This window comes from Paenibacillus sp. sgz302114 (assembly GCF_056120345.1).
The window spans coordinates 668,650-684,464 of the sequence record NZ_JBVYOI010000002.1 but is presented as its reverse complement, the minus strand read 5'-3'; the positions used below and the strand labels follow the sequence as shown (position 1 = coordinate 684,464).

The window sequence follows — 15,815 nt, the reverse complement described above, 5'->3', positions numbered from 1 at the left end:
ACGCGTTTTTGGAATGTAACGGAACTCAGAGATGCTATTCCCATGAAATCAGCCTCTTTTGGCTGTCAAAGTGGCGAATAGCGCTTCTGGAGTCCGTTACATTTTTTTGCGTGCTTCATTTGGACGAATAAGGTGGTTACGTACCGTTAGCCGGGCGAGCGGGAGGTGGAGCAACCGTCGGCTGTCGGCGATCAACTGCGGCGATCAGCTGGGGAAGCAACCGTCGTTCGTCCACCGTCCACCGGTCAACGAGCGGTAAACGAAGATCAGGCATCGGAGGCCGAACGTGGTCATGTACTTCGGCGAAACGCTACGACGAGTACTGCTTGCGGTACCGCAGCATGTACTTCGGCGAAACGCTACGACGAGTACTGCTTGCGGAACCGCAGAGGCGAGACGCCGGCGTACTGTTTGAAGCAGCTGGAAAAGTAAGGCGCGTATTGGAAGCCGACATGCTCGGCGATTTGGGCAATCGACCATTCGGTCTTGAGCAGCAGCAGCTTGGCTTGCTCCAGCCGATATTCGTGCAGATATTCCATCGGCGTGCAGCGGTAGATTTCTTTCATACATCGCACAACATAGTTCGGGTGAAAATGAAGCGCAGCCGCGAGGCTCTCGTTCGTCAGCTCGGTCTGATAATGCTGCCGCAGGAATGCTTCCGTCTTCTCCGCAAGCTTCAAGGCAGGGGAATCGTTCTTCCCGCTATTGCTCTCTTCCAGCACATGCAGCAGTTCCATGAAGAGTTGCTGCTCATTCCAGAACGCTTCGGAACGGAGCCCGCCAGCGGAGGCAAGCAGCTTCTGCAAATGCCGCTCAGCCATCTCGAACTGCGGCGGCGAGGCGTACTGCCGAATTCGAATCCGATAGGGGTTACTCCAAGCATTCCGCACCGGATGGACAGCATCCAGCGGCGAATCCGACTGATGATAGTTTCCTGTGAAATCAAAATGAGTCCAATAGAAAACCGTTTTTTCCTCGCACGGTCTGACCGAATAATGATAGCGGTCGGGCAGCAGCAGCAGCGTCTGTCCTTTGGTCAGCGACCACTCCTGATCGTCTTCGCCAATATAGAGCGTTCCTTTCACAACCCATAATAAATCGAACAGCCCGATGTTCCTACGGCTCGGATGCTGCTCTCCCGGCTGCAACGTCGTTAACCCGGTCGTAATGTAATAAGGAACAGGAGGGATCTCCATCATCACGAATGTCTGCTGCTTGCTCATGTGGCACATCCCCTCACTCAAGATGAGTGTCATATTTTATAAAAAACGTGTTGGACTTATTCGTAGTTTCCCATTGTTTATAACGATAAACTGGATAACATGAATAGTCAAAAGTCATATAAAATCACGCAAATCCAGGAGGAAATATAGAATGGGAGCACCACAAGTGAGGATCAGCGATAGATTTTGGGATTCGTATATAGAGCTTGTCAGGAAGACGGTCATTCCCTATCAGTGGGAAGCGCTGAATGATCGGATTGCGGACGCCGAGCCGAGTTATGCGATCCGTAATTTCCGCATTGCGGCGGGTCTTGAAGAGGGCGAATATGGCGGTATGGTCTTTCAGGACAGCGATGTGGCAAAATGGCTCGAGGCAGTAGCCTATTCGCTTGCGAATCATCCCGATGCAGCATTGGAACGAACGGCGGATGAGGTTATTGATCTGATTGCATTGGCACAGCATGAGGATGGTTACTTGAATACCTATTTTACGGTAAAAGCTCCCGGAGAACGTTGGACGAATCTCTATGAAGCGCATGAACTCTACTGTGCGGGTCATATGATAGAGGCAGCTGTCGCTTATTACGAAGCAACGGGGAAGAGGGGGCTTCTCGAAGTTATGTGCCGATTCGCTGATTATATCGATCTCGTATTTGGCAGCGAGCCCGGCAAGCTTCGCGGCTATGACGGACACCAAGAGATTGAGCTTGCGCTGGTCAAGCTTCACAAGGCAACGGGAGAAGAACGATATCTGGAGCTGGCGAAGTATTTCATCGATGAGCGCGGAGCGGAGCCGAACTTCTTCACAGAGGAGTGCAGGCATAGTGAAGGGGTTAGTATTTGGACGAAGCAGAAGCTGCCGGTGCCTTCTACTAAACAATTGGCGTACCTGCAAGCGCATCGTCCGGTTCGCGAACAGGACACGGCAGTTGGTCACTCTGTTCGAGCTGTCTATATGTATGCGGCTATGGCGGATCTCGCAAGGCTTACGGGGGATACGAGCCTGCTTGCTGCATGTCGCCGGCTATGGGCGAACACGACGAAGAAGCAGATGTACATTACGGGCGGAATCGGCTCGACGCATCACGGGGAAGCCTTTACGTTCGATTACGATCTGCCGAATGATACGATTTACGCGGAAACCTGCGCTTCCATCGGTTTAATCTTCTTTGCTCAGCGCATGCTGCAGCTGGAGGTGAAGAGCGACTATGCGGACGTGCTGGAGCGGGCGCTCTATAATAACGTAATCGGCAGCATGTCGCAGGACGGCAAGCATTACTTCTACGTTAATCCGCTGGAGGTGTGGCCGAAGGCTTCGCAGCTTAATCCCGGCCGCCATCATGTTAAGGCTGTACGGCAAAAATGGTTCGGCTGCTCCTGCTGTCCACCGAATGTCGCTCGGCTGCTCAGCTCCTTGAACGGGTATATCTACACGTCGTCCGCAGCGGACAATATCATTCATACGCATCTTTTTATCGGCAGCGAAGCTAGCTTTACGCTTGCGGCGGGGAAGGTTGCGTTTGTTCAGCAATCGAACCTTCCATGGGAAGGTCGAGTGTCGATCGAACTGACCGAAGCGCCGAATGAGGCGTTCGCGCTTGCTCTGCGCATACCGTCGTGGAGCCGCGGGAAGGCAACATTAACGCTAAACGGCAAACCTTCGGAATACAAAGTGGAAAATGGGTATGCTGTTCTTTGTCGTGTATGGTTACAAGGTGATGTCGTTGTATGGGAGCCTGAATTGAAGGCACAGCTGACGGCGGCACATCCGGAGATACGAGCAAATGCCGGCAAAGCCGCTATTGAGAGAGGGCCGCTTGTCTATTGCTTGGAGGAAGTCGATAACGGCGATGCCCTCTCAGCCTTGACCATTCGAACTGGCATGGAGCTTCAATCCACCTACGACACTAGCCTCCTGGGAGGGGCGGTTACGATCACAGTGGAAGGCCGATCGGATAATAGAGATTCATGGCAGGAAGATACGCCGTATCGACCGTTAGAAAATAATAAGCAGTCATCAAGCGTCACCCTTAAAGCAGTGCCGTATTACTTGTGGGGGAATCGTCGGCCAGGAGAGATGACCGTATGGATTCGGACTGCTTCCGCGGGGAATGCGATGTCATAAAAAGCAAGCCCAGACACATCTAGATGTGTCTGGGCTTTTCCAATTCTTTTGTTCTCAGCGGCTGCCTACGCAAGATACGATTCAATCGCGATGGAGTTCGGACCGTTGTCTCTTGCACGGCTAAGCGATTCAATGGAATCCTCGACCATTTGGCGAATGGCAGGCAGCTTAATATGTCCAACAAGTCCGCCGATGTAGCAGCCCATTTGCTTCTTGCACCCGATGCTGGAGAAGTCGTATCGCTTGATTTCTTCAATAATAGACTGCGCGGTTTGAGTACACAATTGCTCTCCGGCTTTGGCAATGACGACGAATTCGTCGCCGTGAGCACGGCCGATGGCGGCACCTGGCAACAGACGCTGGACATTCGATTCGATGACTTGATAGAAAGCGACAATGACCTTGTCCCCTACCTCGAAGCCGTAATCGTCGTTGACTTGTTTAAAATGACTAATATCGAGGCGGAATACGCTGATCTGATCCTGCGGAGAGCATGAGCCGACGATGCTAGAGGCTGCATCAAGGAACGTTTCGAAATTCGGGATGTTCTTCTTGATTTCATGAACGCCTGCCTGTTCAAGGAGCAATAAATCTACTTTTTTATCCATTTTGAACCCTTCCTTCTCGATGAAGTGGATGAGGCGGTCAATTGCGATTTTCTTCTGAATATGCACATTTAACGCTGAGTGAATTTCTACACGCTTACGGATCAACTGCTGGATGATTCGGAGGCCATCCGTAGGCCCGCTCAGAAGCTCTTTTATTTCGGATAATGTAAAATCAAGATTTTTAAGAATGACGATCCAATTTAATAGATGCGATTGGTTAGACTCATAGGAACGGTAGCCTGTCTCCGCATCAATTGCGGTAGGCTTTAGCAGCCCGATCTCGTCATAATGGCGTAGCATTTTGGCAGTTACGTTGTTCATTGCAGCGAATTCGCTAATTTTCAAGCAAGGCGACCCCCTCATGACGTATTCCGGCCGGAATAACTAACCTAAAGATAAACCTTCCCCTAATAGGAAAGTCAATGCTTTTATATATGAATGTCGTTTTTTGTATTTTTGCTTGGTAGGAAAGAGCGTTATGAAACACGAATAGGAGATGAATACCAAGAAATGGAGGGTGGCAACGATGAAGCTAGTACTTCTATTCGGACCGATGGCTGTCGGCAAAATGACGGTAGGGCAAGAGCTTGAGCAAATCACGGAACTGAAGCTGTTCCATAATCATATGACGATTGAGCTGCTGTGCCCGTATTTCGGGTTTACCCCGGAGATGTGGGATTTGAACTATCAGTTCCGGATGCAGATCTTCGAGGCGTTCGCGAAGGGCGATGGCTACGGAATGATTTTCACCTACGTATGGTCGTTTGATGTGGAGGAGGATTGGATTTACGCGAAGCGAATCTGCGATATATTCGAAAAGAACGGCGGCGAAGTGTACTGGGTCGAGCTTGAGGCGGATTTGGATGCGAGAATCGAGCGGAACCGAAGCGAGAACCGGCTCGCTCATAAGCCATCGAAGCGGGATGTCGAGCAATCGGAAGCGAGAATGCTCGCTGGAGTGGAGCAGCATCGGCTGAACTCGGTCGAAGGTGAGCTTGTGCATGAACGCTACTTGAGAATTAACAATACCGATCTGACGCCGGAGGAAGTTGCGGAGAGGATTAAGGGATATTTTGAATTGTAAATGCATTCTTCCAACATTGTAACGATCCCCATATTGCTATTTGCCGCTTTTCCGGCACTATGCAACCATTTTGCCCGTAATTACGTCTATTGAGTTCGTTAGGGTTTGAAAGAGTGTGGTTTCAGCCCAATAGCGATTGTGGAGTTCGTTAGACGAAAGCGATCGGGCGCGAATGCTGCCTTCTATAAATTACCTCTAAACAATGGGTCGCGTTTCTGCCAAGATAGTAATGAACTAGAATCCAAGAATCAGTAATAGAATAGAGGTTCCCTCTTGATTAACATCAACAATTCGGTACGAACAGATAGAAGCACCATCGATCAGTTTCAGAACCAAATCAGATTGAAGCTTCCCGCTGACTATATCGCGTTTTTGGAACAGTATAATGGCGGGTGTCCAGAGCCGAGTATATTCCATATGAAGATCTACCATCCGCTGGACATGGAGTCAACCATAATGAAGTCCTTCTTCGGTTTCGGCCTGGAAAATGGCGATGATCTTATGGAGAAATATCGTTTCTACAAGAAGCTGCTGCCGGCGGACTCGATTCCCATCTGCAGCACGGAGGGCGGGAATATCGTTCTGATGTCGCTCTCCATTGAGAATTATGGCGAGATTTATATTTGGGATCATGAACGCGCTCCTCGGCATCGGGCGATGCTGTATGATTTGCAATATATTGCCGACTCATTTACAGATTTTCTAAAACGAATTATGCCCTATGATCTTAGTGATGTCCCGACCAAAGGTTATGAAGTAGAATCGCTCTGGATACATCCTGATTTCTATAAGATTATGAATAATGATTAAGCTTTGGGCTGTTTGAACGATGATTAGCATTTATTTTTTATTTGCTGTCTCCATCTCTCCGAACCTCGGAAGGTGGAGCTTCTTTTATATGCAAGTAATCGGTTAAAATGGTTACATATGAACGGAACTGTCTATCAACGTTGACCAGAGGAGCGACCGCCATGCAAAAGGTATTCTTCATCTCCGACCATCATTTTGGACATAAACACATTATAGATTTCGAATCGAGGCCTTTCGCCGATGTCAATGAGATGAACGAGCGGATGATTGAGAGCTGGAACTCGGTCGTCGGCAAGAAAGATAAAGTATTTCACTTGGGCGATTTCTCGTTTCTGAATCAAGAGAAGACGAAGGCGATCGTGTCGCGGCTGAACGGTTACAAGATCCTCATTCTCGGCAATCATGACAGGGGCCGCTCGCGGGCGTGGTGGCTGGAGGTTGGCTTCGATGAGGTGAGCGAGCATCCGATCATCTACAAGGATTTCTTCTTCCTCTCGCATGAGCCGATGTATATGAACAAGCATATGCCGTACGTGAACGTGCATGGACATATTCATTCGCAAAAATATGCAGGAAGCAACTACTTCAACGTCAGCGTAGAACACTGGGACTACACCCCGATTACGTTCGAGCAGATCCGCGATGCCGTTGTGCCGAGCGAAGAGGGCGAATGACCTTATGCGAGGCGGCAGTAAATGTTCAGGACAGCTTGGGTAAAATGCTTTATACTGCTGAGAAAGAACATGAATTGGAGTCAATCGCACATTTTGAATCGGTTGTGACCAGGCAGCCGGGTTTCAACCGATAAGTGGAGTTGTTTATATAGTGGGAACGCCTTATTCGGCGATATTAACGCTTATGGTGACGGCCGGCGTCATTAATGTCATTATGGGCATTTACGTTTTCTTTTACCGGGCCAAGCAGTCCATGTCGAAAACCTTCATCGCCTTCACGCTTCTCTCGGCGGTTTATGTATTCGGCTCTACGCTTGAGCTTTCAGCAAGCACTCTTGCGGAGGTTAAGCTCTGGATTAAGGCGGAATATTTCGGGATGCCGTTTCTGCCGCCGCTTAATTTGCTGCTTGTTATGTACTTCCTCGGCATGGACCGCTTACTAAAACGTCCTGTCCGTATTGCGATGTTCATCCTTCCGGTCATTACACTTGTGCTTGTGCTGACGAACGACGCGCATGGGCTATACTACCGCTCGATTGAGCTGAAGCAAGGGGCTTCTTTTCTAAAAGCGAACCTGAACGCCGGGCCGTGGTACATTATCGCTGGTGCTTATACATTCGGCTGCATGATCGGCGGCGTTACGCTGCTGCTCATCTATTGGAATCGCATGAAATCGTCGTATCGGCTTCAGCATATGACGATGCTTGCGGCGCTATTGCTGCCGCTGGCAGGAGATTTCTTGTACTTGGGCAATCTGACGCCAGATGGCATTGATCCGATTCCCGCCATTATGGCCTTCACGTCCGCACTCTATATGTGGGCGCTCGCTGGCAGAGGCATGTTGAACGTGGTGCCAATTGCCCGCGATAATCTGTTTGAGAGCATGAGCGACAGCGTTCTTGTGCTGGATCTGGAGAATCGGCTCGCCGATTATAATCCGCCAGCTGCGCTCGTTATGCCTGAGCTGTCCGCGCAGCATCTCGGCATGCACATTGACGAGTTATGGCAGTACTATACCGATGAGCCGCTTGCGAATCTGGTGAATGGTGATCTTCAAGATGAGCGAGAAGTGATCTGGACGATCGGCGATCGGTCCTATCATTACAGCGTTCGTTCCTCGGTCGTCCGTAAGAGCGGGGGGCAGGTGGTCGGCAAGCTGCTCATTCTTATTGATATTTCGGAGCAGGTAGAGCTGCAGAAACAGCTGCATTCGCTTGCTTTCTACGATGGGCTGACGGGGATCTACAATCGCAATCACTTCCTGCACATGAGCGAACAGCTCATTGCGCAGTCGATAGCAAGCGGTGGCAGCTTCGCCGTTCTGCTGTTTGATATTGATTATTTTAAGCGAATTAACGATACGTATGGTCATGATGTCGGCGACCAAGCGCTGCAGCACGTCGTCACCGTATGCCGCCGCATGCTTCGTGATGGAGATGTGTTCGCTCGGTATGGCGGCGAGGAGTTCGTCGTCGCGCTGCCTGGCATGACACTGGAAGAGGCGGGACAAGCTGCGGAGCGCATTCGCGCTAAGATTGCGGATCACCCGATGGCGATGCCGGTGGAGTCGATCGCGATTACAGCCAGCTTCGGCGTTGCTGCGGGAGACGGTCAAGCCGCTTATGAGGTGAAGCAGCTGCTCAAGCTTGCGGATCAAGCGCTGTATGATGCGAAGCGCGCAGGACGAAATAGAGTGTGTTTGGCTCAGAGAGCCCTGGCATATAGCATATGAGGGCTGCGTGTTGACAGCATACAGGTTTGATGCTAAATTCAATATTACCAGTTGGAATAGTAGGAATATGTATATCCACCGGAAAACCGGAGAATGCGCGTAAAGTGCATCTCTGGTTTTTTTTATCTCACGAGGAGGGAATAGTTTGAACGACATTATAAAGCATTTGCAGACGCATCGCTCGATCCGCAAATTCAAGCCGGAGCCGGTGACGGACGAGCAGTTGGCTTCGATACTTGCATCCGCGCAAGCGGCATCGACATCGTCCAATATCCAAGCTTACAGCGTGGTAGGGGTGCGCAATGAAGAGACAAAACGCCAATTGGCCGAGCTTGCAGGAGGTCAGAAGCATATAGAGGAGGCACCTCTGTTCCTTGTGTGGTGCGCAGACTTGAACCGGCTGCAGACAGCGGTCCGACTGCACGAAGGCGATGAAGACAGGGAGCTAGTGCAGAATTTGGAAACGTTTCTGCTGGCGACCATCGACACCACTCTTGCGGCGCAGAACGCGGCTGTTGCCGCAGAATCGCTCGGACTTGGTATCGTCTACATCGGCGGCATCCGCAACAATCCGTTGCGGACGGCAGAGCTGCTGAAGCTGCCTCAGCTCGTTTATCCGGTATTCGGCATGTGCCTTGGCGTGCCCGACCAGGAGCCAGACATTCGTCCTAGGCTACCGGGGACTGCTATTTACCACGAAGAAATTTACGGAGACGAAGCATTCGCATCCAGCATAAAAGACTATGACGAGACGACTAGGGCATATTATGCATCCCGTGCCGGCGGCGGCAAGGATACGAATTGGTCCAAAGAGATGTCATCCCGTTTCCGCGAGGATCTGTTGCGCCGTCACTTGCACGATTTCATTGAAGGTCAAGGCTACCGCTTCAAGTAAGAGGATTGTTTTGATAGTAAGGGAGACTGGCTCATAGACGCGAAGTTGCGCTGCTAACAGACGGGACTTCTGTATAAACTACCAAATAAATGGGGATGATAGTGATAGATTATAGTTGTTTTAAATGTAAGGAGGATATGCTAGTTGAAGTGTCTGAACTGTAATTCGATTGATATAGGTAAGATCGGTAAACATCATTATTATTGTTGGAATTGCTGTATTGAGATGACTGTAAATGGTGAGAAACTGGACTTATTTCAGGTGGAGAAAGATGGTACTGTGAGCTCGCTTAACGATTTGTTTACAGATGAGATTCAAATCTATGCAGGCCTGCAATGAACGGTCTACTCAATCGGACGAAAAAAACGTGATATGTTAATAAGAAGCAGAGAACCCCGCCTTGTTCACCATGGCGGGTTTTCTTTTATTTAAGAAGGAAAAATTTTATAACTAGGGAATATCCATCATTAGTGTGAGAGCAAGTCTCAAATAATGAGAGGGCGGATGAAACGATGAGTTACCAGGAAGCAAACGAAGGCTGGGTCAAATACGAAGGTAATCCTGTACTAGGCGGAGAGCTTGGCACTTGTTTTGATCTTGCGGTGCTGAAGGATGGAGATACATACCGCATGTATTTTTCTTGGCGGCCGAAGCAATCGGTCGCGATGTCAGAAAGTCAGGATGGCGTCAATTGGAGCGCGCCCATTATTCTGATTGGGCCTCGCAAGGAGAGCGGGTGGGAAGAAGAGATCAATCGACCCGTCGTATTGAAGAAGGGCAACCGCTATCTCATGTGGTACACGGGACAAGTCCAGCCTGGCCAAGAGCATGGCCATTCATGGATCGGCTATGCAGAGAGCGCAGACGGATACCGGTGGTCTCGCCTGGACAAGCCGGTACTCTCCTTCGACGAGCAATGGGAGAGAAACGCCGTCATGTGCCCGCATGTCATCTGGGATGAGGAAGGAGAGATATTCCAGATGTGGTATTCGGGAGGCGAACAGTATGAGCCTGATGCAATCGGATACGCGACAAGTAAAGATGGTATCGATTGGACTAAACATGAGGCAAATCCGATCTTTCGCGCGGACCCTTCAAGCCGATGGGAGCAGCATAAGGTCACCGCGTGTCAGGTCGTCAAACACGATGCATGGTATGTGATGTTCTATATTGGATTTGAAGATGTGCACACTGCTCGCATCGGAATCGCCCGTTCGCGTGACGGCATCAGCAATTGGGAGCGATTGCCGGCCAATCCGATTCTATCGCCTGGGGGAAGGAGCTGGGATGGGGAAGCGTGTTATAAGCCTTACGCAATCTATGACGACGAACGCTGGCTGCTCTGGTATAACGGAAGGAACGGCCACGTTGAACAGATTGGTGCGGCATTCCATGACGGCGAGGACTTGGGATTCTAGGGGGAGAAATTCATGTTTAACGATGTGAATCCCCTTGTGCCTGAACACGGGGACTATTTTCTGCTTCAGGACGTCTCTTATCGTGGCAACCGAATTACGATTTATTTCGACAGAGATGGAAGCCGGTACAGTATAGGCGCAGGTATGGTATGAGTGCAACGACATAATATGCCAATAGGTAGCCATGGGGCTACCTTTTTTTCTCTTCAAGAGAGGAAGGACTCCCTAATAAAGGGGATTCTCATGTCGCTAATGAGCGTATTTTGATAGCGCATACAAAAAGCTGTTGAGAACAATCGTTATTATCTGTACAATATGATTAAGCGCTTAATCTACCATTGAAATATGTGGAATGCGCTATTATTTTAGGCATCTCTGAATCATATATTACAATTCTGGTATCGATACCAGAGAAAAAGCTAGTCATACAGGGAGGCAATATATAATGGAATTCTTGACGATTAATGGCGTTTCACTGTCTCGGCTTATGATGGGGACAGGCGATATTAGTAAGATGGACGGAATGGAAATGCTCGATATCTTTGTTGCAGCTGGCGGAACGACTATCGATACAGCGCATCAATACCGAAGAGCAGAAGTGACGATCGGCGAGTGGATGGCAGCTAGAGGAAACCGCAGTCAGATGGTCATTATGACTAAAGGCGCTCATCATGACGACGGGAGCCCGGGACCTCGGGTGAATGCGGAAGCGATTCGTAAAGATTTGTATGAAAGTCTTGAACGATTGCAAACCGACTATATTGATTTGTATGCCCTTCACCGCGATGAGCCAGGAACGCCAGTTGGACCGGTTATGGATGAGTTGAATCTCCACTTGGCTGCAGGCCGAGTACGTGCGATCGGCGCGTCCAACTGGTCGTATCAGCGCATTCAAGAAGCGAATGATTATGCAAAGGCTAACGGTTTGCAAGGCTTTATGTTCAGCAGTACGAACCTCGCGCTCGCGACGGCGAACGAGCCGAGATGGGCCGGTTGCGTGTCGGCGGATGAGCAGACATGCCAGTGGCATGAACAGTACCAGATTCCACTGCTTTCTTGGTCGTCGCAGGCTGGAGGATTCTTCACAGGTCTGTTCTCGCCTGAGGATCGTTCGAACGAGGAGATGGTGCGCGTTTATTACAACGATGACAACTGGCGTCGTTATGAGCGTGCGAAGGAACTGGCAGAACGCAAAGGCGTCACCGCGCTGCAAATCGCGCTATCCTTCGTGCTTAACCGTCCATTCCCGACAGGTGCTATTATCGGGCCTCGAAATGAAGCGGAGCTGATGGATTCTGTGAAAGCAATGGAGATTGAATTAACGGCACAAGAGCTTGAATGGTTGGATCTAAAATGTGAGGAGCTGGCAGGATGAGACATAAATTTGCGGCACAGCTGTATACGCTGAGAAACGAGTTGAAGAAAGATTTTCCTGGCACTCTTAAAGAATTGAAGAAGATGGGCTGGAGCGCTGTTCAGATCGACGGCTTGCACGGCAATGATCCGCGAGAAATCGCAGCGGTAATGAATGAGCTTGGCCTTCATACGGCAGGCATGCATGTCGGCCTTGAGCGGATGAAGTATGATTTGCCGGCTGTGCTGCAGGAGGCGAGCTTGTTCAAGACGAAGGATTTCATCTGTCACTCGCTGCCGGATGAGCTGATGAACCCCGAAGGCTACCGGAGCGTTCGTAACGATTTGCGCCAAGTCGCAAGCCAAGTGACTGATTTGGGATTGCGGGCAGGATACCATAACCATGACTTCGAGTTTCATACATCACTTGATGGACAATATGCATTGGATTATGTGCTTGAGCTGGACCTCGTTAATCCTGTCTATCCGGAAATTGATACTTACTGGGTGAAGAAGGCGGGACTGGACCCGCTTAGCTATATCCGGCAGTATGCTGGACGTATGCCTATTCTGCATCTGAAAGATATGACTTCGGACGGACGCGAATACTTTGCGGAAATTGGGACTGGAGTGATCGATTTTGTTCCGATTATTGCGTGGGGTGAGCAAAGCGGTTTGGAATGGTATTGCGTGGAGCAGGATTATTGCCCGGGCAATCCGCTTGATAGCATAGCGCTAAGCTTTGACAATTTGCAGAAAATGGAACCGGCCGTTAAGCGGTTATTGCAGCAAGTTTAATTAAATATGTCATGAATATGAATAGTCAGCTACCTTTGCACCTACTTGGTGGAACCATGGATTTGGAATCGTAGATATATCCAGATGAAGTCGTTTGTGGGGCATCTATTAAAACTTTGTAAAAATGAAATTATGGTATAGATTTATTTTAGAAGAGTTGCTATAATCACTTTGTGATAACGTTTTCATTTCCGGCACATCTAGGAAATGTTTTTTTTAAAACATTCTGGTAACGATTCCAGAAATAACACAAGCGAGACGATTGACATCATTGAGAGAAGAAGGTGAATTGAAAGCTTATGGCACAGACGTCGACTTCGAACATGAAGCCGAGCAAGCCTGGAGCTGCTTTGTGGAAAAACATTGTGCTCCATCGCTACTTATACTTCATGCTGCTTCCGTGTCTCTTGTTTTTCATTATTTTCAATTATATTCCGATGGGGGGCTTGCTTCTCGCCTTCAAGGAGTACAAGTTCAACAAGGGGATTCTTGGAAGTCCATGGATCGGGTTTGACTATTTCGTAACGTTCTTTCATTCGTATCAGAGTAGAGAATTGATTCAGAATACGCTCATTATTAGTTGTATGAAGCTGTTTGTGTACTTGCCGTTTCCGATCGTGCTGGCACTTATGTTCAACGAGGTTCGGAACAAATGGTTCAAGAACGTTTCGCAGAGCGTTCTCTACTTGCCGCATTTTCTCTCGTGGGTCGTCGTAGTTGGTCTTGTTCAGCGGATTCTTGCGCCAGATACAGGCTTACTTAATGAACTCATCACGAATATGGGCGGCGATGGAAGCACCTTCTTCATGATGGATCCGAAGTATTTCTATCAGATTATGTTCGGAAGCCATTTGTGGAAGTCGATCGGTTGGGATTCAATCATTTATATGGCAGCGATTTCAGGTGTAAATCCCGATATGTATGAAGCAGCAAAGATTGATGGCGCAGGCAAGCTTCGAGAGATATGGAGCATTACGCTTCCTTCGATTATGCCTACCGTCGTTATTCTGTTCATTTTATCGCTTGGCAACATATTATCCGCCGGTTTCGACCAGCTATACTTGCTCCGGACACCAGGTAATATGCAGCTTTCCGATATATTGGATACTTACATTATTCGCGTAGGATTAAAAAACGGCCAGTTTGGTTATGCGACTGCTGTCGGAATGATACAAGGTATAATTGGACTTATACTTGTCGTATTCGCGAATCGCCTCTCACGCAAGGTATCTGACACATCTTTATGGTAACGCTTCCATGTCTCATTATGCAGCATCTAACCATTGGTGGAAATGTCAACTGACGTATTCATAATAATCTAGAAAAAAAGGGGTATAACGCATGAGCAGAAAATGGATGAAGTTTCTAGCGCTTCCTGTTATGGCGGCAATGGTATTGACGGGTTGCTCCAACAACGGGAATAACGTAGCCAACAATGATCAAGCTTCGGACAGCAAGAACGCTACAACTAATAATGCAACTGCAACAAATGCAACTGACGGAAAGCCGGCAACATGGATCGCAGACCGCAAAATTAAAGGTTTAGTGTTCATGGGAACTGACGATTATACCGAAGAAATGAACCCCGAAATCAAAGCGGAAATCAAGAAGCAAACAGGTATCGATTTTGAAATCGAAATTATGAAATCTGCCGACTCGCTTGAAGGTATGATTGCAGGTCTTGCAGCGAATGACCTGCCGGATTTCATCGCTTTCTACCTTAATAACAGCGGTCGTCCGGAAATGCCAGTCGCTCTGAAAGCAGCGCGCGAGGGCATGTTCACGGATCTGGCTCCTTTCTTCAAAGATTCGAAAGTATACAGCAAATACTTGCAAGACGATTACTTGCCAGCGGATACGAAGTTCGGTGTCATGTTCCGTCCTGAGTTTAACGGCGCTACTTACTTCGCGCATATGAACATTCAGCGCAATGGCGGTCAAGTGACTTGGAGAGGTGTAGGCGGTCCTTACATCCGTAAGGATATCGCAGACGCGCTTGGTGTTGATCCACGCACAATTACAACAACGGCTCAACTGGAAGATCTAGCTAAGAAGATCAAAGCAGGCAATTTCAAGGATAAGAACGGCGCAGCTGTAACTCCAATCGGTCCTGGATACTGGGGTGGTCATGAAATTGGTGCCCTGTTCAACGATTTGGAGTGGGGCGACTCTGACCAACGTATCAAGCAAGACAAAGACGGTAAGATTCTTCACGAAGCGCAAACGCCTATCGCTATGAAACGGGTTGAATATGTACAAAACTTGATCAAAGATAAACTGATTCAACCGGAGTTCTTCACGATGGACGAGAGCCGCGCTACAGAAGGTGCAATCAACGGCACTTGGGCAATTATTGCGGATATGCACAGCTATCAAGAATTTAACCAAGATATGCACTACATTCCACTTGGTCCAATCAATAAAGTAGACGGTCCTTATAAGAAGGTAATTGATTTCAAATCGGGTTACTCTGCATGGGCAGTTCCGGCTACAACTGAGAAACCGGAAGAAGTTGTGAAGTTCGCTGACTGGCTTGCTAGCCGTCAAGGCAAGCTGCTGTGGAAATACGGTATCGAAGGCCGTGATTATACGCTTGATGCGAACGGCAACCCGCTTGTGAAGAAAGAAGTTATCGATCTGAAGGCGAAGGATCCGAACGAAGCGAAGAAGCTTGGTTTTGCAGGAGTAGGCAACAACTGGGGCGATATTCTCGGCAGCACTGACAACGATAATAAAGCGGATTTCGGTGAAGAGAACTATGGCGACAACACGAACTCGGGTCTATTCCCGGCAGTTGAGAAAATTGCGACATTCTATGGCCTGGATCAGAAGATCAAGGACGCTGAAGTCGTGGATGCATACCAGCCAAATGCGTTCATCGGTGAGTTCGAAAACGGTACTGATTTGAAGACGGCGCTCGATAACTACAATGACAGCCTGGTTCAAGCTTACTACAGCAAGAACCTTGATGCAGCGAAGAAGATTTTGGACAGCGCTTTGAAACAAATGGAATCGGCAGGTCTTGATGACTACTTGAAGCTTCTTGCTGAGAAGAATGCAGATCCAAAAACGAAAGTGAAACTGTAACAGCTAGC

The 15,815-nt window shown here is 48.8% G+C and carries 15 protein-coding genes; 13 read left to right on the top strand and 2 right to left on the bottom strand.

The features are described from left to right. Positions 1-359: 359 nt before the first annotated feature. Positions 360-1,223: a helix-turn-helix domain-containing protein gene (locus AC0LWF_RS08185; RefSeq protein WP_474651054.1), complete on the bottom strand. Its 864-nt coding sequence runs from the start codon at positions 1,221-1,223 to the stop codon at positions 360-362. 151 nt (positions 1,224-1,374) lie between these two features. On the opposite strand from AC0LWF_RS08185, the gene AC0LWF_RS08180 reads away from it, so the two are divergent. Beyond that, a complete protein-coding gene (locus AC0LWF_RS08180) occupies positions 1,375-3,348 on the top strand; it encodes a glycoside hydrolase family 127 protein (protein WP_474651053.1) in 1,974 nt (657 codons plus the stop codon). Positions 3,349-3,413: 65 nt separating this feature from the next. Here AC0LWF_RS08180 and AC0LWF_RS08175 read toward each other — a convergent pair whose 3' ends face one another. After that, positions 3,414-4,301, bottom strand: a complete 888-nt coding sequence (locus tag AC0LWF_RS08175; RefSeq protein ID WP_474651052.1) for a diguanylate cyclase domain-containing protein — start codon at positions 4,299-4,301, stop codon at positions 3,414-3,416. Between the two features lie 181 nt (positions 4,302-4,482). On the opposite strand from AC0LWF_RS08175, the gene AC0LWF_RS08170 reads away from it, so the two are divergent. The 12 genes from AC0LWF_RS08170 (at position 4,483) to AC0LWF_RS08115 (ending at position 15,807) form a co-directional block, all read left to right on the top strand. Continuing rightward, on the top strand, positions 4,483-5,040 hold the full coding sequence (locus AC0LWF_RS08170) for a DEAD/DEAH box helicase family protein (RefSeq protein WP_474651051.1): 558 nt from the start codon (positions 4,483-4,485) through the stop codon (positions 5,038-5,040). A gap of 273 nt (positions 5,041-5,313) precedes the next feature. After that, positions 5,314-5,850: an SMI1/KNR4 family protein gene (locus tag AC0LWF_RS08165; RefSeq protein WP_474651050.1), complete on the top strand. Its 537-nt coding sequence runs from the start codon at positions 5,314-5,316 to the stop codon at positions 5,848-5,850. A 161-nt stretch (positions 5,851-6,011) separates the two neighbouring features. Next, entirely contained in the window at positions 6,012-6,524 is a 513-nt protein-coding gene (locus AC0LWF_RS08160; RefSeq protein WP_474651049.1) for a phosphoesterase, read from the top strand. A 151-nt stretch (positions 6,525-6,675) separates the two neighbouring features. Then, positions 6,676-8,256 carry a histidine kinase N-terminal 7TM domain-containing diguanylate cyclase gene (locus AC0LWF_RS08155; protein WP_474651048.1) on the top strand — a complete coding sequence of 527 codons (1,581 nt, stop codon included), beginning with the start codon at positions 6,676-6,678 and terminating at the stop codon, positions 8,254-8,256. Positions 8,257-8,401: 145 nt separating this feature from the next. Continuing rightward, entirely contained in the window at positions 8,402-9,151 is a 750-nt protein-coding gene (gene nfsA, locus AC0LWF_RS08150; protein WP_474651047.1) for an oxygen-insensitive NADPH nitroreductase, read from the top strand. Between the two features lie 144 nt (positions 9,152-9,295). Next, a complete protein-coding gene (locus AC0LWF_RS08145; RefSeq protein ID WP_474651046.1) occupies positions 9,296-9,490 on the top strand; it encodes a hypothetical protein in 195 nt (64 codons plus the stop codon). A 173-nt stretch (positions 9,491-9,663) separates the two neighbouring features. Beyond that, the gene (locus AC0LWF_RS08140) at positions 9,664-10,569 is read left to right on the top strand and encodes a family 43 glycosylhydrolase (protein ID WP_474651045.1); all 906 of its coding nucleotides are present in this window, start codon (positions 9,664-9,666) and stop codon (positions 10,567-10,569) included. A gap of 12 nt (positions 10,570-10,581) precedes the next feature. Then, positions 10,582-10,722 carry a hypothetical protein gene (locus AC0LWF_RS08135; protein WP_474651044.1) on the top strand — a complete coding sequence of 47 codons (141 nt, stop codon included), beginning with the start codon at positions 10,582-10,584 and terminating at the stop codon, positions 10,720-10,722. Between the two features lie 292 nt (positions 10,723-11,014). Then, on the top strand, positions 11,015-11,944 hold the full coding sequence (locus tag AC0LWF_RS08130) for an aldo/keto reductase (protein WP_474651043.1): 930 nt from the start codon (positions 11,015-11,017) through the stop codon (positions 11,942-11,944). After that, entirely contained in the window at positions 11,941-12,720 is a 780-nt protein-coding gene (locus tag AC0LWF_RS08125) for a sugar phosphate isomerase/epimerase family protein (RefSeq protein WP_474651042.1), read from the top strand. The genes AC0LWF_RS08130 and AC0LWF_RS08125 overlap by 4 nt, the downstream gene beginning before the upstream one ends. Before the next feature lie 299 nt (positions 12,721-13,019). Continuing rightward, a complete protein-coding gene (locus tag AC0LWF_RS08120) occupies positions 13,020-13,970 on the top strand; it encodes an ABC transporter permease (protein ID WP_474651041.1) in 951 nt (316 codons plus the stop codon). 91 nt (positions 13,971-14,061) lie between these two features. After that, positions 14,062-15,807 carry a type 2 periplasmic-binding domain-containing protein gene (locus tag AC0LWF_RS08115; RefSeq protein WP_474651040.1) on the top strand — a complete coding sequence of 582 codons (1,746 nt, stop codon included), beginning with the start codon at positions 14,062-14,064 and terminating at the stop codon, positions 15,805-15,807. Positions 15,808-15,815 lie beyond the last annotated feature (8 nt).

What these genes read in the sequence shown, in the direction of transcription:
- AC0LWF_RS08140 (WP_474651045.1), top strand. Translation starts at nt 9,664, where the DNA reads ATGAGTTACCAGGAAGCAAACGAAGGCTGGGTCAAATACGAAGGTAAT.
- AC0LWF_RS08120 (WP_474651041.1), top strand. Translation starts at nt 13,020, where the DNA reads ATGGCACAGACGTCGACTTCGAACATGAAGCCGAGCAAGCCTGGAGCT.
- AC0LWF_RS08180 (WP_474651053.1), top strand. Translation starts at nt 1,375, where the DNA reads ATGGGAGCACCACAAGTGAGGATCAGCGATAGATTTTGGGATTCGTAT.
- AC0LWF_RS08125 (WP_474651042.1), top strand. Translation starts at nt 11,941, where the DNA reads ATGAGACATAAATTTGCGGCACAGCTGTATACGCTGAGAAACGAGTTG.
- AC0LWF_RS08185 (WP_474651054.1), bottom strand. Translation starts at nt 1,223, where the DNA reads ATGAGCAAGCAGCAGACATTCGTGATGATGGAGATCCCTCCTGTTCCT.
- AC0LWF_RS08160 (WP_474651049.1), top strand. Translation starts at nt 6,012, where the DNA reads ATGCAAAAGGTATTCTTCATCTCCGACCATCATTTTGGACATAAACAC.
- AC0LWF_RS08170 (WP_474651051.1), top strand. Translation starts at nt 4,483, where the DNA reads ATGAAGCTAGTACTTCTATTCGGACCGATGGCTGTCGGCAAAATGACG.
- AC0LWF_RS08115 (WP_474651040.1), top strand. Translation starts at nt 14,062, where the DNA reads ATGAGCAGAAAATGGATGAAGTTTCTAGCGCTTCCTGTTATGGCGGCA.
- AC0LWF_RS08130 (WP_474651043.1), top strand. Translation starts at nt 11,015, where the DNA reads ATGGAATTCTTGACGATTAATGGCGTTTCACTGTCTCGGCTTATGATG.
- AC0LWF_RS08135 (WP_474651044.1), top strand. Translation starts at nt 10,582, where the DNA reads ATGTTTAACGATGTGAATCCCCTTGTGCCTGAACACGGGGACTATTTT.